Origin of the sequence: Prevotella disiens, from assembly GCF_900454955.1 — a bacterium.
GTDB lineage: Bacteria > Bacteroidota > Bacteroidia > Bacteroidales > Bacteroidaceae > Prevotella > Prevotella disiens.
Genome location: NZ_UGTL01000001.1, coordinates 208,441 through 229,926, shown reverse-complemented (window position 1 = coordinate 229,926; position 21,486 = coordinate 208,441). Strand labels below are relative to the sequence as shown.

The window sequence follows — 21,486 nt, the reverse complement described above, 5'->3', positions numbered from 1 at the left end:
AGTATTATGAGAACACATCAGCGATACATTACATTGACCTTATTGTGTATATTGGCATTGCAACTCCATGCACAAATAACGCTGACTGGAGTTGTACGCCTACAACGGACGAGACAGCCTCTGTCAGGTGTGATGGTCAATCTGAAACAAAAAGGCAGTAAACGTATCCTGAAATTCATACGAACTCAAGCTGATGGCAGTTACAAGTTGCAGACTTCTACACCACTTGCAGGCAACGAACTGCAATTCTCCTTGATTGGCTACGCCACAGAGATACTCTCACTTTCGGAAGGACAGACACAATACGACATGATGATGACAGAAAAGTCTACCGAACTGAGAGAAGTCATTGTGAAAGCCCCAAGCATTCGTCAGCGTGGCGACACACTTGCCTACAACGTGGCAAGTTTTGCCGACATCAACGACAAGTCGTTGGCAGACGTTTTGAAGAAAATGCCAGGGATAGAGGTGTCGGAAAGTGGAGAGATAAAACACAATGGCAAGCCTCTAAATAAATTCTATATTGAGGGACGCGATATGTTGGGTGGTCGCTACAATTTGGCTACTACCAATATTCATCAAACAGACGTTGCATCAGTGGAAGTGCTGCAAAACCATCAGCCTATCAAAGCCCTTGACGATATGTCGTTTTCGGAGAGTCCAGCCATCAATATCCGACTGAAAGAGGCGGCAAAGAGCAGGCTTGTTGGAACAATCAAGGCGGGTGGCGGTATCAGTCCTAATATGTGGGAGAGCGAGGCAACACTGATGCGCTTTGCTAAGAAAGCACAACTACTCAATACATTGAAGAGCAATAATATCGGAACAGATGTTACAAGGGACAACATGGTATTGATAGATGATATAGGCAGTAGTTTTCTGAGTCGCAACTATGCTTTGAAGAACTATATAAATGTAATCCCCGACCGATTGATGGACATCAGTGAGAATAGAGTACGCAAGAACCAGACACACACTATTTCGATGAATAATCTTTGGGGTGTTGGAAAAAACACCGACCTATCCACACAGCTACTTTATTCGCACGATCGATTAGTATCGGCTTCATGCTCGCAAACCTCTTATTTTCTCAATGACAGCACAATTTTGACCAACGAAAACCAAAAGGCAAAGACCCGACAGAACAAACTTTCGGCAAGCATTGCACTGAACACGAACACCAGCAGATTGTATTTTACCAACACCCTTTCAACCGATTTACAATGGAACGACACCGACATAGATATTGAAGGAACTTATCCAAATCGTCAGACAGCTCGACAGCCATCGTATAAGGTTCACGACAAGTTTGAACTGCTCAGACGTACAGGTAACCAAGCGTTCACATTCAATTTCTACAATGCTTATATGTCAAATCCACACACATTATTGGTGCAGCGACCTAATGGAACGCAACAACAGAATGTGCGCTCTCAGGCTTTCTTTAGCAATAGTAGCACCTCGTTGGGCTATTATCTGAAACCCTTCATGGTATCAATGAAGTTAGGGTTGGTTGTTCTGAGCCGAAGTATGAGAAGTACAGCCGATGGTATACCCGACTCATTAGGTTTGGTACACAATCATGTTGATATGACCTACCTTCGTGTCTACGTTTCTCCTGAAGCCGAATTTAAAAGTGGCGGATGGCAAGTTAGATTGACATTGCCCATAAGTTATACTCCCTATTTCTTTAAAGACAAATTTGTTCAGACTTCCAACAACCACCATAAAGTAATCGTTTCGCCCTATGTTTATCTGCAATACCTATTCTCTTCCAAGTTTAAGATGTCGCTTTCGGGAAGTATATCTCAAAACGAAATTAGAGAACAGAATTTTTACAATGGACTGATACTTAGTGATTATAGAAATCTGAACACAGGTTTTGTGAATTATGATAGCGAACAAGGTAAATCTCTATCATTGTCTTTCGATTACAAACAACCCTTGAATACGCTTTTTGCCAATGTCTACATCACTCGTTCATGGAACGAAAGCACACTGACCACCTCTCGTCGATTTATAGATGACTATATTCTGAACTCGTATTTTGCTCGAAAAACCCACTCAAATACTTGGATGACAGGCGCAAGAATGAGCAAGGGACTCAACCTTCTTCGAGGAATGATAAGTGTTTCTACGGATTATATGAGTTTCAATGGTGCATTAGTCCAAAACGACAATCTCTCTCATTATCAATCAAACTTATGGAGTATTACGACTAAAGTCAATATTCATCCTCTTAAATGGCTTGAGATGAACTATGAGATAACATACAGCAACGAATCAATGACGTTTAAAGATATTGATATACGTTCCTCGTCCAATAACCTTTCACAGCGTTTTTCTTGCAATCTAAACATTACAAAGGCTTGGCTGCTGAAACTATCAGGAGAACATTACAGCAATCAGTTGTCCGATAACACGCATAAACAACTCTTGCTTACCGATTTCTCCACCTCCTATACCTTTGTACATGGTGTGGAACTGAGCCTTAACGTGCGTAACTTATTTAATCAAAAGACCTATGCCTACACCAGTTATACCGATCTGATGCAGATACGTCAGGAATATGAACTACGCCCAAGAAACATTTTGGCATCTGTGTTTTTCCATTTCTAAACTTAATTATGAGAAACTTTCCTTTGATAAAACAACATGATGCCATGCAATGTGGTATATCCTGCTTGCAAATGATATGTAAATACTTTGATAATACTTAGTCGTTCCTCAAGAACTCGACTTACAACCAGCAAATGGTATTGGATAACACCTTTGTTTCATTAGTCGGCATAGATGGAGCTAAGGGAATTGATAAAAATATTAGGGAAATGTGACCAATAAACCATTTTCTATCAAGATACAAATCTTTGATAATCTATATTTTACACTTTTTCTTTAAGAAAGTGTAAAATGTGTAATCATTTTTTTTGTTATATCTTTACGAAATAATTAATTTTGCTTTCAAATAATCAAAATCAAACAACTATGAATAAACTTATTATAGTAATTGCATTGTTTTTATTTATTCCGATTAATGTATCTGCGGATAATATTCAGGAAATATATCTTACTGTTGAAATTGTCAAACCTGGACATAACGGACCAATATATAGATCGCCAACTCGTCCTATTGTTGCAACTTTAAATAATGCTATTCTGACTTTCAAAGATTTAAAAGAAGAGTATATTTTAACGCTTTGGGATGAGAATGGAACGCTTGTATATACAATGTATATTGTCCCGAATGTCTCAGATTATGTTTTACCCGCAAATCTTAAAGGGGACTATATGCTGAAGTTGAGTTCTGAAAGCAGCTCATATATGGGTAATATTTCCATAAATAGCTGATATAATTAGACATGCAAATGCCTATTATGGTATCATAAAAGCAGTAGAACTACATTAACAAATCCAACTAATAGCAAAAAATATCTTAAGATAAATATAGAGTAAGAAACGCTCGCAATTTTAAGGGACGAGTTCCTTTTAATATCTACGTTGACAAAAATCGCGATAAATGCCATTGTAGCTTGGGTAACTTAGCCAAGGTTTCAAAAAAATCTATAAGAATATTCTTTATAGATAATCTAAAAAATAAAAGAAATGGAAATTATAAAAATTCTTGAAAAGGGAGAACAGGTTTCAGAAAAACAGATGATAGATTTATGCGGAGGCACTGATTTAATGGCCAACACCAACAAAGCTATTGTCTATTGCAGTTGTGACGGAAATGGCGATAATACTAACAAAGGATTAATTTGCTCATGTGATGAAGACAAGCCGTTAAAGCCTAATAAAGATACTGGTGATGGTAAACCCATCAAGAGACCATAATTTATTACACTTGTAAAAACACTCTAGCGGGAACGAGTGAAAAATCCAATTTTCACTCGTTCTCTCAAAACTTAAAATTATATGGCTATAAAGGTAAGTAGATATACAATTTTTCATAGACAAAATGGGAAATTATATTTATATCATCAACTTAGCAAAGCATTATTGGAAATTGACGAAGAGATGTATAATGCATTAACAACATCAAATTTAGATATTATTCCTTCTGAAACGAAGCAATATCTTGAAAATGCTTTCGTATTAATAGATGAATCGATAGAGGAAAGTGATGCGATTAAAGCTGCAAATTTACATTGTAGATATAATTCTGATTCTATACGTATTACGATATTACCTACATTAAATTGTAATTTCCAGTGTTGGTATTGTTATGAAAATCACAAGCCCTCTAAAATTAGCAAAGATGGGATAAGTTCAATATTGAAATTTATAAAACAGGAAACCATCTCAAAATCAAAAAAGGCAATTATCCTTGATTGGTTTGGTGGAGAGCCGATGTTGTGTTTTAACAATATTATTTATCCATTTTCAAAACATCTTATATCTTGGTGCAAAAAAAATAATATAACGTTGTATAGTATGACGACAACTAACGGAAGCCTTATTAATGAAGACAACGTAGTGAAAATTAATGAAATAGGATTGTCGCAATTTCAAATAACGTTAGATGGTGGTAAAGAATTACACAACAAGACAAGATTTTCTAATAATATAAAAAATTCTTACGATAAAATTGTTTCAAATATACATCTACTTTGTGATAAAGTAGAAAACATAAACATTGAACTTAGAATCAATTATACGCCCGAAAACATACATACGTTAACATCTATTCTTGATAACTTTGATTATCATATTAGGCATAAAATCAAAGTATCACCACACATCGTTTGGCAAGAATCAGATAAGGTAATGGATTTAAGTAAAAATATCCAAGAGTTTTGTCAAGAAGCACTAAAAAAGGGATATGTTATTCCGAATAATATACTCAGGAATCGCTGTTTATCATGTTATACTGAAAACGCAGACCAATATGTAATAAACTATGATCTATCTGTATATAAATGCACTGCAAGGGATTTTGACAAACAATATTCAATAGGAAAAATTCTCCCAAATGGAAAATTCCTCCCAAATGGATTATATTATAAATATATCACCGAGCCAGCCCCTTTTATTAATGAAGTATGCCTAAAATGTAATATTCTACCCAGTTGTATGTTTGCGACATCGTGCTTACAGAAAAAAATTGAACGGTCGAATCATTCCTGTTGCAAGGAACTTATTAACAAAAATATCAACACTTTTATAAGTCAGAAAATAATATCACTATGCGATTGAAAATAATTTTGCTCTTCGTGTTATCCCTACTGGGACAGATAAGCGTTTACGGACAGGGCAGCGAAAAGAGAATTTTTGGCTACGTTGTGAATAGAAACGGGACACCCTTGGAGTATATTAACGTGACGGTAAGAAATCTTACGGATTCTACATTTATCACAGGAAAGCTCACAGACGAGAACGGACAGTTTGCGTTCGACAGCATTCCAGCCCCTGCTTATCTGGTATTCAGCTGTGTGGGCTACACGACTCGACAAGAGAGGGCCACTGAAGGCGAAATGAAGATTACGCTGGAAGAGAATCAGACGGAGCTCTCTGAGGTGGTCGTGCTCGGAGCCTATTCCACGAGGAAACCATCAGGAGTGCTCAGCGTCAGGATGCAGGGCAACCCGATAGCCGAAGGAAAGAACATCATGGAGGCACTGAGATACGTTCAAGGCATACAAGTGATCAACAATGATATTCTGGTGAACGGAAAAGACGGCACTCAGATATACCTCGGCGACAGGCTCATCTCCACGTCTGAATTGCAGGCTATTCCCGCATCGATGGTAAAGAAAGTGGAGATTACCTCAAATGCAAGAATCTCACATGGGAAGAATGCCAAAGGAGGCATCGTCAAGGTCACTCTCAAAGAGCAGGAAGGACTCATAGGAAACGTCGAAGCCGTCATACAGGCCGACAAGGTGGGACTGGTAGATTTAAGACTCTCTTCGGCAATACAGTACCAAAAAGGAAAGTTCACCCTCTACAACAACATCAAGGGGGGAATGGGAACATACAGGACACGATATGACAGGACCGACACCTATCCAAACCACACAGAACACAGGCACTCTGACTCAAAAAAGAAAGAGGCGGCCTTGATGGAGAACATCGGTCTGGCCTATAAATTGAGCTCCAGACAATCACTGAACCTCTACGGAGGGTTCTACTGCGTAAACGATAAAATAGATTTGGTGAATATTACAAACGGCCAAGTGGGATTCAGGAACAACGATGAAATGAAATTCTATGAGATCAATGCCGGCCTTTACTACAAGCTGGGATTGCTGGTGGGCGACGGCTCATACTTCTCGACAAAGGTGGAATACTCCAGACAGAAAACCAATACCGATGAAACCTATTTCAGGAATCAGGAAGACAACACCAATCTTGGTCAGAAGCTGGACTACATAACGGTAGATCCGCATTTGGAAATTAACTTCAAGGACGGAAGCAGTCTGAGCGGCGGGTTCCGATTCAGCAGAGTGGCAGACAACAACCAGACTGCCGGAATTAACAACCCACTGCTCAAAGGAATAAAAAAACAGGATTTCAGATTATCGGGAGGAGACAGTTCGCCGTGGATAGAATACGGACGGATGTTAGGCAAGAAAATTTATGTGCAAGCAGGAGCAGAATATCTCGTAACGAATATGCGGTATAAGGACCGGCTCAATCCTGAAGCCAACTATGAAGTAGATTTTAAGGTTGTAGATACTAACGTGCAGTTTCAATTTGTACTCAATTCCAAAAACAAGTCATTCCTGACACTGGCATACAAGAAAGACTATTCGCTGCCCAGTTATGGATATTACAGCCCACTGGCTATCTATCAGAACGAAAAACTCTACAGCATAGGAAACCAAAAACTAAAAGTAGAAAGTTATCACACTGCGGAGTTGAACTATTACGTGAACCCACGCTGGACGGTAACCTATCGACTGAAAACAGGAAAGGACATCATCCACATCATGGCACATCAGGACGAACAAAATCCCGAAGTGGTATATACACAGCCCGATAACGTGGGAAAACTGCTGCGGAACTATCTTTCCGTATCCTATACAAATAGGCTTCTAAAGTGTTGGAATACCAACAACCTCATATACACAAGCCACAACTATGAATCCATGCCGGAGTTGAAAGTCAGAAAACTTACCTTCGGATGGAGTCTGGACCAGCAAGTGGAACTGAGGGAGAACCTCGGCCTGATGCTTTCCTTCAACGGTGAGACACCACGGGAACGACTGAGCTACAGGACAGGAACCAGATATGGAGTTGATTTGGGTGCCTATACGATACTCTTCAATAATCGGATGAACATAAATCTTATGCTAAGCAACATCTTGCACAGCGACAACGAAATAACCTTCAAGACAGGCAACATAGAAATGAAACGCATTGATGTATCGCCCTTGACAAGAGTGAAACTGTCTGTCTCGTGGAACTTCTCCGCTGGCGAGAAGATAAAGCGACAAAAAAACAATATAGTGAACTCAACCTCCAGAGAAACACCAACTTTATGATGTCATTGGGCAAGAAAAGAATTATTTTCAGTCATCAGAGAGATGCAATGGACTGTGGTCCTACATGTTTGGCGATGATAGCCACATACTACAAACAGCATCCCGATATTGAACGGATACGAAGAAACTGCCCATCTGGTAAAAACGGAATTTCCTTACTTGGAGTTGATAGAGCTGCCAAAAAGATAGGATTTGACACTGTGGCTGGGTGCTTGGGAGTAAAAAGACTTGTACAAGGCAGTCCGTTCCCTTGCATCCTCCATTGGAATCAAAACCATTTCGTGGTACTCTACAAAGTCAAGAAAAGCAAGACGTTTTACATTGCAGACCCCGGAAAAGGACTTGTGAAATACGAACTTGAGGAGTTTAAGAAACACTGGATCAGCACGCAGTCGGGCGGTGAGGAAAAAGGTATTGCGATGTTCTTAGAGCCAATGCCTGCATTTTACGAAAATAAGATAGAAGACAGCACCAAAGAGGAACGGTCGTTTAAATTCCTCTTTGGTTATATCAAGCAATACCGCAAGTATTTCGGTCAGATTGTCTTGGGACTATTGGTGGGAAGCCTTTTGCAACTCATCCTGCCATTCCTCACACAGGCCATCGTCGATGTGGGCATCAAGAATCAGAATATCAGTTTTATCTGGCTGATACTTCTCGGACAACTGATGCTCACGGTGAGCCGCACCGCCATTGACTTCATCCGTCGATGGCTCTTGCTGCATATCTCCATGCGCATCAATATTTCGCTTGTGAGCGACTTCTTCATCAAGCTGCTCAAGCTGCCGATGTCGTTCTTCGACACCAAGCTGATGGGCGACCTCATGCAGCGCATGGGCGACCACAGCCGTGTGAACTCGTTTCTGACACAGCAAACTTTAAACATCGTGTTCTCGCTCTTCACCTTCGTGGTGTTCAGCATCGTGCTGCTTTCATACAACTGGCTCATATTCGTCATCTTCATGCTCGGCAGTCTGCTTTATGGCGGTTGGCTTGCGCTCTTCCTAAGGCGCAGAAAGGTTCTCGACTACGAACTTTTCGAGCAGCAAGCCATCAACAACAACAAGACCTACGAGTTTATCACCTCCATGCAGGAGATAAAACTCCAAGACTGCGAACAGCGCCGTCGCTGGGAATGGGAGGATGTGCAAGCCGACCTCTTCGGAGTGCAGATGAAATCGTTGAAGCTTCAGCAGACACAGGAGGCAGGCAGCATATTCATCAACGAACTGAAAAACATCGTCATCACCGTGGTGGCAGCAACAGCCGTTATTCACGGACAACTAACGCTGGGCATGATGCTCGCCGTGCAGTACATCATAGGGCAACTCAACTCGCCAGTTGAGCAGTTGATGAGTTTCTTCTACTCCGTGCAAGATGTAAAGATAAGCCTTGAACGTATCAACGAAATCCACCGTATGGACGATGAGAACGGAAAGCAAGGATTGGAAACTTCTGTGAAAGAAGAAAACAAAGGCATAGACCTTGAAAACGTAAACTTCAAATACGACCCTCACGCACTGAAAGCCATCATTGATGATGTAAGTCTCGCAATCCCTAAAGGCAAAGTAACAGCCATTGTCGGAGCGTCGGGTAGCGGTAAGACAACGCTCATCAAGCTAATGTTAGGCTATTATCCCGTATTGGGCGGTCGAATAACTATTGGCGGAACTGATGTAAATACACTCAACAAGAAGTGGTGGCGCAGACAATGTGGTGTGGTGATGCAAGACGGTGTGATATTCTCCGAGAGTATAGCGAGGAATATTGCCGTAGATGATGGCGAGATAGACAAGGAGCGTTTGCAGAGGGCAGCCGAGATAGCCTGTATTCACGATTATGTAATGGGACTTCCCTTAAAATACAACACCAAGATAGGTCGCGATGGTGTAGGCTTGAGCCAAGGACAGAAACAGCGTATCTTGATAGCAAGAGCCGTATATAAGAACCCCGACTATATCTTCCTTGACGAAGCCACCAACTCGCTTGACGCCAACAATGAGCGCATGATAGTAGAACATCTTGATGAGTTCTACAAAGGCAAGACGGTGGTTATCGTGGCACACCGACTAAGTACGGTAAAGAATGCTGATCAGATTGTGGTATTGGATAAAGGCAGGATGGTAGAAATTGGCAACCACGAAACACTTACAGCAAATCGAGGTGCATACTATAACCTCGTGAAGAATCAACTTGAACTGGGTAATTAAAATAGAAAAGATTATGAAAGAAGTTGATAATATAGAATTGAGGAGTGAGAAAGTTAGGCACATCATAAGTGAAGTGCCTAACTCGTTAGTTAGGTATGGAATACTGGTGATAGCCATCATAGTGATTGGACTTTTTGCAGCATCCTACTTTATACCTTACCCTGAGACGGTAGTCTGCAAGGCTGTTGCCGTGGATGCAGGAAACGTCACGATATCTGTTCCATACAGATATATTAATGAAATAAAGAAAGGCTATAAAGTGAGAATAGAATTTGATGGTTACCCTGCAAGCACCTATAATTATAGGACAGGAGGAATCATAGAAATTTCCAAAATACCCGTCCTTTTTAAAAGTGAGAATTTTTTCCATGCCCATGTATCACTTTATGGATCTGGCTATAGAATATTTCGTAAAATGTCGGGAAATGCCTTCATACTTATTAGTAATGAAACTATATTTCAGCATATTATCGGACTATAGATTAATAATAAATAATTATAAACTAAATGTTTACGAAAATGAAAATTAAAATTAAAACTCAAAGTGGTTATGCCTCTACCTTGGAAAATAAAATTTTCAGGATGGCAAATCAAAATGAACTACAAACTTGGTCAGTTATGAAAACAAGTGAGAACGAAGACGTCTTAGTTCATTCTGAACAATGGAGACACGAGGGATTAGTCAAATTAGCGAGTAACGGAAATGAAATGAGTTGTCATATCTTATGTTGGCAAAATCATACTAAATCTTGCAATGATATTATTCCGTATCTAACAGGTCGATTTACAGAGATTTTGCTAAAATATTTTGAGGACGAAATTGATTCCTTTGAAATTATAGATTAAATATCAAAAGTCTCTTAATATTAAAAAAATGTTGTCTGTAGTTGCATGGTAGTAATAATCAAATTTCCAACCAACTACGGAATAATCCTTTTTCTTTCACCGCATTATCCCTTATTGTAGTCATGTAGTAAGATATGGTCGGTGAAAGAAAAAGGAAAATAAATACAAATAATTAGTGTTTACTGAATAATTTATAACTCTCTGATATTTAAGTTTATATAACTTTATTTCTTTGTTTGTTTAACTAGAAAATCGTACCTTTATATAGTTAAATCCATAGCAAGATGAAGTTTTACGCTCCAAAATACAAGCAACTTGACCTCGGTTTGCTCCGCTCATCCCTTGATGAGTTGGACAAGACAAACCGATGGGTGGCTCTCGGAAACCTTCTTCCATGGACAGAACTTGAGAAGGAATACAACTCAAGGTTGGACAATCAGAAGAAAGGTGCAGGGAACAAGCCGGCACGCATGATTCTCGGCGCAATGATTATCAAGCACAAACTAAACCTGAGTGATGCCGAGACCATCGAGATTATCAGAGAGAGTCCCTACATGCAGTACTTTTGTGGATTGCATGAGTTCACCGACAAGCCTATATTCGACCCGAGCCTATTCGTCACGATACGCAAGCGAATCTCAGAGGAAGAACTCAACAAGATGACAGTCAAGCTTCTCGACAAGCAGAGGCGTCTTCTTGAAGAGAAACGCAAGCGTGAAGAAGAAGAGGCGAAGAGGAATGATGAGGACCCGCCGGCTCCGAAACCAGAGAATCCGAATGCCGCTTCCTTCACCGACTCAAAAGGTCGCGAGCACAAGGGAGTGCTGAAGATTGATGCTACCTGTGCCGATGCAGAGATGCGTTATCCTGTTGACGTTGATATAATACATGATGGTTGCCGCAAGGTTACCGACTATATTATAAAGGTGTGCGAGATGTTTGAGCTGCACAAGCCACGCACGAACTACAAGCATGCACGTCAGGCATACCTTCAGCTTGTCAAGAAAGCCAAGAAGAAAGGCAAGATGGTGCGTGATACTATCGGGGTGATGCTCAACTACTTGCGCAAGGACATCCGCATCTTAATGGACTTGCTTGCAAAGAACAAGACGTACTACGAGAGCCTATTCCTATATGAGAAACGCACCTTGACTGCAATCCTCACGATGTACCATCAGCAGGAGGAGATGTACAGGTCAAAGACTCATACTTGTGCAGACCGCATACTGAGCATCTTTCAGCCACACGTCCGTGCCATTGTCCGTGGAAAGGCTAAGGCAAGGACTGAGTTCGGGGCCAAGATAGGTGCAAGCATAGTCGAGGGCTATACGTTCATCGACCACCACAGCTGGGATGCCTACAACGAGAGCCAGGATCTCTTGCTACAGATTCAACTTTTCAAAGAACGCTTCGGCTATCTTCCGGCCACCATCCTTGCGGATAAGATTTACCTAAACAGGTCAAACCGAGATATACTTGAGGATTTTGAAATCCATTCATACTGCAAACCGTTAGGGCGACCACCGAAGGATCCTCCTTCAGATGAGATGAAATCCAGAATGGCCAAAGCCATCGGGGAGCGCAATGAAATCGAATGCTCATTCGGTACTGGCAAGAGAATCTATCGAGCCAATGACATAAGAGCCAAGCTTCCAGATACAGCACGATGCTGGACAGGAATGTGCTACTTCGTTAAAAACGTGATGAAGTTCCTCAGGGAACTTTGTCTTGCCCTGACCGAAATCTGGTGGTTTTTCATCATTATCGTCACTATGAGGGGCTACGTCTGCTACCCTCTGTCTGTGAAGAGATAATAATTCAGCAGACCCTAATTAGTTGTCAGTATTACCTATCAGGAATATCGGTGTTATCATGAATGCTGGTTTCTGCAACTTCTGACAGACGTACTTTCTGAACAAATGTGCTTCCGTGCTGTCCAACAGGAAAGATAAGGCGATAATCATAGGAAGTGGATAGAGCGGTACATAACCTTTGAACCGTCCATTGATAACGACTTCTTCCTCGTCTGAAACTCTTTCTTCGGGATGCAGGCTGAAAGATCTTATTATCGTTTGCAGTCTGTGGTTGAGTTTGCTCCACGTTACTCCGAAGAACCTTGTAATTTCTCCCTCCGTCATGGCAATGTCCCCGTTTCCCCTATGGACAATCTGCATATTGCTGCCCCAATCAAAGATGCTGCGCTGATTCTCCGTGCTGGTCTTTGTTTTTGATTTATAGCTTGTATTCATGCCGTTTCCTCCTTTCTGCCATTTGAATTGACAACCAATGGGATTGTCTTTGTGTCCGTTGCTGCTTCCACATCTATATTTACGGTATTTTTGTCCTTTGCCTTGTACCTGGCAATAAGCCTGTCCATGTCCTCCGAAATCTTACTATCCGTCACCTGCGCATAAACTTGAGTGCTTGATATGGAGGCATGTCCCATCATCTTGGCTATACTTTCAATGGGGATACCTGCGCTCAGACTCATCGTGCCAAATGTATGTCTTGCCATGTGAAAGGAAAGTCTTTGGCGAATACCACAAGCCTTTCCCACGATGCTCAGCTTGGTATCCATGACACTACGGCTGCAATCACGGTGAAAGACAAGGTGATCATCTTTTTCTTTCACCGTCTGCTGTTCCTCGCTTCTTTCCGGCTCTTTCCGGCAATGACTGATGATGGCTTCCGCTATGGGATGTAACGGCACGATGAACTCAACCTTGGTCTTCTGACGTTTCTTTCTTATATACATCTGTCCATCCGCTGTCGTTTGGATATGCTTGTATTCCAAATTTTCCATATCCGAGATTGCCAGTCCTGTGAAGCAGGAAAAGATGAACATCTGTCTTGCTAACTCTGTTTCCTTGTCATTCATCCTCATTGACATAAGTTTCATTACATCGCTCTTTTGCAGAAAGCGTATCTTCTTTTCCTCTTTCTCATACTTGGCATTCTCAAACGGATTGCAGCGGATAATCCTCTTGCTGACTGCACGGAACATTAGTCGGCTCAGCCAGCAGAGGTTGCTGTTGACGGTAGATGCTTTCAGTCCACGCTTTTTGAGAAAGAAGCGGTATTCCTCGAACAAGTCCTCTGTAATTATTCCGATGGGTATGTCCTGCATTCCCTTGTTTTCTACAAATTCACGGAGATTTCTGTTAGAATAGAACAGGTTCAGATAAGTTCCCTCTGCCCTTGATCTGCCAACACTTTCCTTGACTGTTTGCAGTTCGGCCCTGCTCATGGCAAGGAGCGTGGTCGGATTGGTGGCAATACCCTGTAAGCGGTTCTTTACAAGCTCCACACTTACCACTCCATCCTTTACAAGAATATCCCGATAGGTCTTTTCCACTAAATCCCTGAACTCATTGATTCTGTGATTGGTCTTCCTGTTAGTTGTCAAACCCTGCTTGGTGTTCCACTCGGAGACTTTACACTCTTCTCCTGTGGTAATGGCAGCATTCTTTCCGTCGATGGTGATACGGCAGAGAATGGCGGTATTGCCGTCTGCCTTGGTCTTCTGTCTGTTGATATAGAATAGTATCTTGAATGTACTTCTCATTGTCTTGGTGATCTTGAATTATAAGTAATGATAAGATAGAAAAAAAAGTAATCAGATTGTTAACTGCATATCTTCAGTGAAAGAAAGGAAACGGTCAAATTCCTCAAAGAGTTTCTGTGGCGTTACCTTTGCATAACGCTCGGTCATGCTTACGTTGCTATGTCCGAGCATCTTGCTCACCGTTTCAATAGGTACTCCTTGCTCAAGCGTGATAAGTGTGGCAAAGGTGTGTCTTGCCGTATGCGTGGTAAAGGGAAAGGCTATATCCTCTCTAAGGCGCAATGCTTTAAGATACGACTGATAGGTGGCATACTTCATCTGTGGCAGCAGTCTTTCCCTTTCTTCGCCTCGATACTTCTCTATTATCCTAATCGCTTCAGGCAACAACTTAATACGGCAAAGTACACCTGTCTTCTTCCTATTGAACTTCATCCAAAGATTTTCCTCATCATCACGGACAAGATGTGTCTTACTTAATCCCATTAAATCACAATAGGCTACACCTGTATGACAGGCAAAAACAAACAAATCCCTTGCTGTTTCCATTTCTTCCTCCAACTCTCCGAAGTGGGTATTCATTAGTTTGTCAAGTGAACGTCTGTCAAGTGCCTTTGGGAGTTTCTTATCGCCCTTGCTGATTTTGACTTTGTCAAAAAGCAGGATGTCTGCCAACCCCTCACGGTAAGCCTGCCTGCAAACTGTTTTCAAATGGGTGGCGACATTGTAGAATGAGCTCTCCTGAAATCCACACTCTCCCAAGAAGTACTGCTGAAACTCATGGATGAAGTTCTCTGTCAGTTGTGAGAGGGCTAAGTCAGAAACCTTATACTTCTTTTGGATGAACTCCTGCAAGTGGATTCTCGTGGAGTGATAGCTTGCCATTGACTCTTTTCTGATGTCTATACCTATATGACTTTCTTTCTCTTTGATGAGCATATCAAGTCTTTCGATGAGCATGCACCGTATCTGTACACTGCCTTGGAACTGTTCCTTCACGTCGGTTGCGTCAAATGGGCAACCTCTTGCAAGCAAAGACTGATAGGCTGACTGGATGGACAGCAGCAAGTTCTCCAACCTGCCATTCACTTCCACCGCCTCACGACTTTTTCCGTCCATTCTGCTCTCACGGGGATTCCACAAGTCAGGATTGCAGGAGAGCTTGCAACTGAACTGGGCGATGGAACGCCCAATGGTTATCCGTCCCATAATCGGTGCTTTACCCGACTTGTCCAGACCGCTCTTTTTGAGGTAGAGCAACACCTTCATTATTTCTGTTTTCATACGCTTTGATGTTTTGTGGCAAAAATACCAATTTCAAAGCGTTCATCACTTATGCAGAAAACTGCCGACCGTAGCAACAGCCACACGAGCGAAAATAACTCAGTTACCGAAAATTACTCCATCGTTACCTATGGCAAAATCGGGTAACGGTTTAGTAACTGAACTTCTGCCTAAATCTGCGTATACCTGCCCTTTTTGAAAAAGGAAGTTCTATGCAAATTATTCCGTTTCCTTCTCATTATCAGTCAGTTTACACCAACTTCGATATTTCTTCATTTTCGTTGATTAGTTGCAGCATTAAAATAGGCTGTTTTGAGGTGCAAAAGAGCCTATTTTTATTTTTTATAGGTAGGTAAAAGAGGTTGAAAATCTAACAAAGCTATTTTAAATCCTATAATATTCGTATTACGAAATAATCGTATTAAACTATTATCCAAAGCTTAAAAATAGACTTATTAGTATTTATTAACTATTAGTATTTGTATGTATTACGAAATTCTCGTAACTTTGCGAATAGAAATAACAAGAAATGAAAGTAGAATGGAAAAACTAACCAAAACAGAAGAAGAAGTAATGCTGCACATTTGGCGTTTAGAAGATTGCACGACTAAGGAGGTTTTGAACGAATTGGACGACCCAAAACCACCTTATACTACCTTGGCTTCTGTTATAAACAACTTGAAACGGAAAGGTTTTTTAAACGCAAAACAAAAAGGTTTGACCTACCATTATAGTCCGAAAATAGCGAAAACGGAGTATAAAGCCGACTTTATGAAGGGGTTTGTAGGCAATTATTTCAAGAATTCTTTCCGCGAAATGGTTTCATTTTTCGCCAAAGAAGACAAGATTTCGCCTGACGAATTGAAAGAAATTATTGAAGAAATAGAAAAGGGAAAAGCCTAAAAAGGCTTCAAAAGATAAATAAGTCTTACGCTTTCCTCGCTCAAAAATTAAAAAAATAATGATGTTACTCTATCTATTGAAAATAAATATTGCCCTCATCGTCCTTTTGGGATTTTACAAACTCATCTTCTCGGGCGATACATTCTTCCTTTTTAGAAGAATAACATTGCTGGGAATCATTGTTATTTCCATTGCTGTGCCAGGGTTAAATCTGTCTTATTGGGTAACAAGTAACGAAGAACTCACGTCCATGGCGACCCATTATGCAACCAATGTATTGCCAACGGTAACCATAGGAATTAAAGATAGCGGAGCCAGTTCGTGGGATTTTGTTTATGTCCTAATCTATGCCATAGTCGTTTCAATACTTTTGGCACGTTTCGCATGGCAAATTGTGAGCATTGTGAAGCTGAAAAATCGTTGTAAAACAAAGCTTATCAATGGGAAGAGTGTTTATATCTTAGAGAAAATAGAGAGTCCTTTCTCGTTTTTTAATTGGATTTTCGTTAATCCTACCAAACATAAAATTCAAGAATTAGACGAAATTATAACCCACGAAGCAGCCCATTGCCAGCAAAAGCATTCCATAGATATTATTGTAACTGAGCTGTTTACAATCCTATTTTGGGTAAATCCGTTCGCATGGTTGCTAAGGCGTGAAGTTAGATTGAATTTAGAATATCTTGCCGATAATAGAGTATTGGAATGTGGTTCCGATAGTAAGCAGTATCAATATCATTTGCTCGGCTTGACATATAAGAAGAACGTAGCTACAATATCAAATAATTTTAATGTTTTACCTCTTAAAAAAAGAATCAAGATGATGAACAAGAAAAGAACAAAAAGCATAGGAAAGGCAAAATATGCCTTGATTGTTCCCATGACGGCAGCCCTATTGGTGGTCAGCAATATTGAAAGTGTAGCACGAGCCGTTTCTAATGTAGCCCAAAAAGAAGTTTCTGTGCTGAGCAATCAAGCTATAAAAATGAACCAACCTACTGAATCCAAAGCAGATAAGGCGTTAGTCATTACGCAGAATATAGCCGAAACAAACCTCCAAACCAATGTTCCGAACCCTAAGAAGGTGGTAAAGAAAGCGGCAAAAAATAAAAAAAGTGATTACCAAATGCCTCAATTTGGTGGTAATATCAATGTTTGGTTAATGCAAAATGTAAAGTATCCTGATGAATCAGTAAAGAAAAACGAAGAAGGAAACGTTATTGTTGCTTTTACAATAGCAGCCGATGGCAGCGTTAATAACCCAAAAGTGGCAAAAGGAGTGAGTCCTGCACTCGATAAAGAAGCCCTTCGCATGATTTCTTCTATGCCAAAATGGAAACCAGCCATAGAAAATGGCAAAGCAATAGAAACCAATTTTATCCTTCCTGTAAGTTTCAAATTAAGCAAAAAAGAGGCTAGAAAGGCAACGAAAAAAGAAAAGGAAGTAATTGAAATTCACTTGTAAGTTATAAAAAGCAAGCAAGGTAAATCAAGAAAAGACTTGAAACACAACAGAACGCCTATGGTTTTACGATATTCACCATAGGTGTTCATCAAAAATAATCACGATGAAAAAGTTAAAAATCTTCATTTTTATTTTCATAGTAGCCTGTATGCCAGCTTTTGCACAAAGAAATCAGCAACTAATAGCACAAGGCGACAGTTGTGTAAAGGCGTATGATTATTTTCATGCCTTAGATTTTTATCAGCAAGCACAAGCTATGAACGATAATAACACCATAAAAATGAAACTTGCCAATTGTTATTATCTTCGCACAGCCTATAAAAAATGTATTGATTTGCTGCAAAAAATTCCAGAAGATAGCTTGACGCACGATGCTTTACGCGAAATGTATTACGCACAAGGCGCAATGAAAAAGACTGAAGAACAGACCTATTGGGGAAAGAAACTTCTTGAAAAATTTCCAATGGATGGGCATATTCTTGCCGACCTTATACAAGTTTTCTTATCTCAAGAGGATAATGACGATGCGCCATTTTTATCTGTGCTCTATGGAGAGCGTTATTATAAACTCGATTCTACCAATGTTGAAGTGAACAAAGCATTGGGAGAAGCCTATTTTCTTGCCCAAAAATATGAGAAATGTATCAACATTTACAAGGACATTATGGAAATGGACGAAGCCAGTTACAACGCTTTTTATTATACGGCAGGGGCATTTGAATATTTAAACAAACTTGATTCGGCAGCTTTTTACTTTAAAAAAGCAGTGGCTTTAAATCCAAAATTGCCTGTTGGTTTTTATAGATTGGGAGTTGTTGAAAACCAATTGAATCATTATGATGAGGCTATCAACTATCTACAGACGGCAGCTAAGCTATACGAACCCAGCAAACCCATCATGTTTGTAATCTACAAAAATATAGGAGAGGCAAAACTTAAACAACAAGATTTAAAGGCTGCCTATCTTTATTGGGGATATGCACTTGCTTATGTAGACGATAAAGAATTGGAACAGAAGAGAATAAATCTCAAGAAAAGTCTATAAGTCTTGTTCACACACCTATTTGCAGCAATTCTTCTGCCATTAAAAAGACTAATTCAAGTGGAAAGGACAATAAAAAAAGTGGATAACTCCGTTTGAGAGTTGTCCACTTTTTATTTTTTTATATTCTGTTACTTTGGGCTAAAATTACTTCTTAGCCTCCATAACAAGCTCTTGTGTATCGCGAGCAATTACAATTTCTTCATCGGTAGGAATTAAAAGAACCTTCACCTTAGAGTCGTCAGCTGAAATTACATGCTCAACACCACGGCAATTGTTCTTTTCTTTATCCATCTTAATGCCGAGGAATTCAAGTCCTTCGCAAGAATCCATACGAAGACTAGTTTGATTTTCGCCTACACCAGCTGTCCAAATAATCATGTCTACGCCACCCATTGCAGCTGCGTAAGCACCGATGTATTTCTTAATGCGGTAAGAATACATTTTTAAAGCAAGAATAGCACGCTCGTTACCAGCTGCTTCTGCAGCTTCTATGTCACGCATATCAGAGCTAATGCCTGTAATACCGAGTACACCGCTTTCTTTGTTCAAGTAGTCAGCCATCTCTTGTGGCGTTTTACCAAGTTTCTCCATCATGTAGGTAACAGCTGAAGCGTCAATGTCGCCACAACGTGAACCCATCATCATACCTGCCAACGGAGTCAAGCCCATTGAGGTATCAATTACCTTTCCGTTCTTGATAGCAGCCATTGAAGCACCGTTACCAATGTGGCAAGTAATAATTTTTTGGCTCTTATAATCTACGCCCAAGAACTCGCATGCACGCTTAGAAACATAGCGGTGGCTTGTTCCGTGGAATCCGTAACGACGAACGTGGTACTTCTCATACATTTCGTAAGGCACAGCATAGAGGAAAGCGTGAGGAGGCATTGTGCTATGGAAAGCATTGTCGAATACGGTTACTTGTGGAGTGTGAGGCATTAAAGCATCAACCGCTTTCAAACCGCGTAAGTGTCCGAGGTTGTGAACTGGTGCAAGGTCTATCAAACTTTCAATACCTTTTTCCACTTCTTCGGTTACAATGCAACTCTTTTCAAACAAGTCGCCACCTTGCACAATGCGGTGTCCCACTGCATCAATTTCGTCAAGGCTCTTTAATGCGCCATATTTTGGGTCGAGCAAGAGGTCGAACACGAACTTAACACCTTCTTTATGGTCAGGCATATCGTGCATAACTTTCTCTTTGCTACCATCTTTCATTGTTACTTTTACGAATGCTTCGTCCAAGCCAATACGCTCTGCACCACCCTGTGCAAGCACACTTTCGTCAGCCATATCGTACAATTTGTACTTGATAGAGCTACTTCCGCAGTTTAAAACTAATATCTTCATGATGTAATTTTTGTTTTCTGTTTATTTTTTAAGCATAGGAACGCAATTTAAAACCACTATGTTTGCAACCAAATTACGCCCCTACAATGTTTTAAGCCTTAGCGTCTTGTGCTTGACAAGCGGTAATAGCCACCATATAATAGATGTCGTCTACTGAGCAACCACGAGAAAGGTCGTTTACAGGACGTGCAATACCTTGGAGAATAGGACCAATTGCTGTTGCGCCACCGAGGCGTTGAACTAACTTGTAGCCAATGTTTCCAACTTCGAGGTTAGGCACAACCAATACGTTTGCCTTGCCAGCGATGTCTGAACCTGGTGCTTTCTTTTTTGCAACAGTTGGGTCAAGTGCTGCGTCAGCCTGCATTTCGCCGTCTACTTCAAGTTCTGGGTAGCGTTCTTTTGCAATCTTTGTTGCTTCAATCACCTTGTCAATGATGTAAACACTCTTGCCTGTTTCCTTGTCAATAGCGTCTTTTGCTGACCCCTTTGTAGAGAAACTGAGCATTGCAACATGTGGAGCTTTAAAGCCAGCTACACTCTTTGCAGTTGCTGCGGTGGTGTATGCGATTTGAGCCAATTGCTCTGCGGTTGGATTTGGAGTAACGGCAACGTCGCCCATTACTACTACGCCGTTTTCGCCATATTGTGCTTCGTGGGTCAAAACAAGCATTGCGCCACTTACAACGCTAATACCTGGTGCGCATTTAATAATTTGTAATGCTGGGCGAAGTGTGTCGCCTGTAGTTGAAAGTGCACCTGAAATTTGTCCGTCAGCACCTTCCATTTTTATAATCATACAACCCAAATAGAGATTATTCTTTACCAACTCGCGTGCCTTTTCTATGGTCATGCCTTTCTTTTGGCGGAGTTCAGTAAGTTTTGCAGCATATTCTTCACTGCGTGGGTTGTTTTCTGGGTCTACGATAGTAGCCTTATCAATGTTTTTTAAGCCCCAATCAGCTGCCAATTTCTTGATGTTGTCAGGGTTACCAATAAGAATTAATTCTGCAATGTCGTCGGCTAATACTTTGTCAGCGGCTTTCAGAGTTCTCTCTTCCTCAGCTTCAGGAAGTACAATGCGTTGCTTGTTGGCTTTAGCACGAGCAACAATTTGCTTTAATAAATCCATAGTAGATGTTAATATTTTATTTGTTAGATGTCTATTTTGAAATGCAAAGATAGCAATTTAGCCCTATAAAACCAAAAATAAGCTGATTTTTTACACCTTATTAATACATGGTGGCATTTTAACAAGTTAAATAATGTTAGTAACTTTAACGCAAAAAATCCATATTTTGCCTTCAAACAAGGCGAAACATGGACTTTTTACT

General features: G+C 40.5%; 19 protein-coding genes. 14 read left to right on the top strand and 5 right to left on the bottom strand.

Features of this window, described 5'->3' with window-relative positions:
• The first annotated feature begins 6 nt into the window (after nucleotides 1-6).
• From DYI03_RS00920 to DYI03_RS00875, 10 genes are all read left to right on the top strand, one after another.
• A complete protein-coding gene (locus DYI03_RS00920; protein WP_147287655.1) occupies nucleotides 7-2,619 on the top strand; it encodes a TonB-dependent receptor in 2,613 nt (870 codons plus the stop codon).
• Between the two features lie 8 nt (nucleotides 2,620-2,627).
• Nucleotides 2,628-2,720, top strand: coding sequence for a cysteine peptidase family C39 domain-containing protein (locus DYI03_RS13830; protein WP_154655473.1), 93 nt, complete (start codon nucleotides 2,628-2,630; stop codon nucleotides 2,718-2,720).
• 265 nt (nucleotides 2,721-2,985) lie between these two features.
• The gene (locus DYI03_RS00910; protein WP_025064782.1) at nucleotides 2,986-3,348 is read left to right on the top strand and encodes a hypothetical protein; all 363 of its coding nucleotides are present in this window, start codon (nucleotides 2,986-2,988) and stop codon (nucleotides 3,346-3,348) included.
• Between the two features lie 306 nt (nucleotides 3,349-3,654).
• Nucleotides 3,655-3,834: a hypothetical protein gene (locus DYI03_RS00905; protein ID WP_147287654.1), complete on the top strand. Its 180-nt coding sequence runs from the start codon at nucleotides 3,655-3,657 to the stop codon at nucleotides 3,832-3,834.
• Between the two features lie 81 nt (nucleotides 3,835-3,915).
• Nucleotides 3,916-5,196: a radical SAM protein gene (locus DYI03_RS00900; protein WP_021670371.1), complete on the top strand. Its 1,281-nt coding sequence runs from the start codon at nucleotides 3,916-3,918 to the stop codon at nucleotides 5,194-5,196.
• Nucleotides 5,187-7,487: an outer membrane beta-barrel protein gene (locus DYI03_RS00895; RefSeq protein WP_021670370.1), complete on the top strand. Its 2,301-nt coding sequence runs from the start codon at nucleotides 5,187-5,189 to the stop codon at nucleotides 7,485-7,487. The genes DYI03_RS00900 and DYI03_RS00895 overlap by 10 nt, the downstream gene beginning before the upstream one ends.
• On the top strand, nucleotides 7,484-9,697 hold the full coding sequence (locus tag DYI03_RS00890) for a peptidase domain-containing ABC transporter (protein ID WP_231728370.1): 2,214 nt from the start codon (nucleotides 7,484-7,486) through the stop codon (nucleotides 9,695-9,697). Before DYI03_RS00895 ends, DYI03_RS00890 begins: the two co-directional genes overlap by 4 nt.
• A 13-nt stretch (nucleotides 9,698-9,710) precedes the next feature.
• Entirely contained in the window at nucleotides 9,711-10,178 is a 468-nt protein-coding gene (locus DYI03_RS00885) for a hypothetical protein (RefSeq protein WP_025877949.1), read from the top strand.
• Between the two features lie 38 nt (nucleotides 10,179-10,216).
• A complete protein-coding gene (locus DYI03_RS00880; protein WP_025064780.1) occupies nucleotides 10,217-10,543 on the top strand; it encodes a hypothetical protein in 327 nt (108 codons plus the stop codon).
• 284 nt (nucleotides 10,544-10,827) lie between these two features.
• The gene (locus tag DYI03_RS00875) at nucleotides 10,828-12,357 is read left to right on the top strand and encodes an IS5 family transposase (RefSeq protein WP_115367863.1); all 1,530 of its coding nucleotides are present in this window, start codon (nucleotides 10,828-10,830) and stop codon (nucleotides 12,355-12,357) included.
• Nucleotides 12,358-12,375: 18 nt separating this feature from the next.
• Here DYI03_RS00875 and DYI03_RS00870 read toward each other — a convergent pair whose 3' ends face one another.
• Genes DYI03_RS00870 through DYI03_RS00860 form a run of 3 tightly spaced genes read right to left on the bottom strand, consistent with a single transcriptional unit; the run spans nucleotide 12,376 to nucleotide 15,389 of the window.
• Complete coding sequence (locus DYI03_RS00870) at nucleotides 12,376-12,792, bottom strand: hypothetical protein (RefSeq protein WP_021668629.1); 417 nt, start codon at nucleotides 12,790-12,792, stop codon at nucleotides 12,376-12,378.
• Nucleotides 12,789-14,108: a site-specific integrase gene (locus DYI03_RS00865; protein WP_115367862.1), complete on the bottom strand. Its 1,320-nt coding sequence runs from the start codon at nucleotides 14,106-14,108 to the stop codon at nucleotides 12,789-12,791. The genes DYI03_RS00870 and DYI03_RS00865 overlap by 4 nt, the downstream gene beginning before the upstream one ends.
• 51 nt (nucleotides 14,109-14,159) lie before the next feature.
• Nucleotides 14,160-15,389 (bottom strand): site-specific integrase, encoded by a 1,230-nt coding sequence (locus tag DYI03_RS00860; RefSeq protein WP_025064557.1) that lies wholly within the window; start codon nucleotides 15,387-15,389, stop codon nucleotides 14,160-14,162.
• Nucleotides 15,390-15,404: 15 nt separating this feature from the next.
• On the opposite strand from DYI03_RS00860, the gene DYI03_RS13825 reads away from it, so the two are divergent.
• The 4 genes from DYI03_RS13825 to DYI03_RS00845 all read left to right on the top strand — a co-directional run bounded on the left by DYI03_RS13825 (nucleotide 15,405) and on the right by DYI03_RS00845 (nucleotide 18,802).
• The gene (locus DYI03_RS13825; RefSeq protein ID WP_259299383.1) at nucleotides 15,405-15,536 is read left to right on the top strand and encodes a hypothetical protein; all 132 of its coding nucleotides are present in this window, start codon (nucleotides 15,405-15,407) and stop codon (nucleotides 15,534-15,536) included.
• 393 nt (nucleotides 15,537-15,929) lie between these two features.
• Nucleotides 15,930-16,292: a BlaI/MecI/CopY family transcriptional regulator gene (locus DYI03_RS00855; RefSeq protein ID WP_004355922.1), complete on the top strand. Its 363-nt coding sequence runs from the start codon at nucleotides 15,930-15,932 to the stop codon at nucleotides 16,290-16,292.
• Nucleotides 16,293-16,353: 61 nt separating this feature from the next.
• Nucleotides 16,354-17,757 (top strand): M56 family metallopeptidase, encoded by a 1,404-nt coding sequence (locus DYI03_RS00850; RefSeq protein WP_025064558.1) that lies wholly within the window; start codon nucleotides 16,354-16,356, stop codon nucleotides 17,755-17,757.
• A gap of 103 nt (nucleotides 17,758-17,860) precedes the next feature.
• Nucleotides 17,861-18,802, top strand: coding sequence for a tetratricopeptide repeat protein (locus DYI03_RS00845; RefSeq protein WP_021668618.1), 942 nt, complete (start codon nucleotides 17,861-17,863; stop codon nucleotides 18,800-18,802).
• Between the two features lie 144 nt (nucleotides 18,803-18,946).
• Here DYI03_RS00845 and DYI03_RS00840 read toward each other — a convergent pair whose 3' ends face one another.
• Both DYI03_RS00840 and pta read right to left on the bottom strand, forming a co-directional pair.
• Complete coding sequence (locus DYI03_RS00840; RefSeq protein WP_021668617.1) at nucleotides 18,947-20,152, bottom strand: acetate/propionate family kinase; 1,206 nt, start codon at nucleotides 20,150-20,152, stop codon at nucleotides 18,947-18,949.
• Between the two features lie 91 nt (nucleotides 20,153-20,243).
• Nucleotides 20,244-21,284, bottom strand: a complete 1,041-nt coding sequence (gene pta, locus DYI03_RS00835) for a phosphate acetyltransferase (protein WP_004355980.1) — start codon at nucleotides 21,282-21,284, stop codon at nucleotides 20,244-20,246.
• Nucleotides 21,285-21,486: the final 202 nt, after the last annotated feature.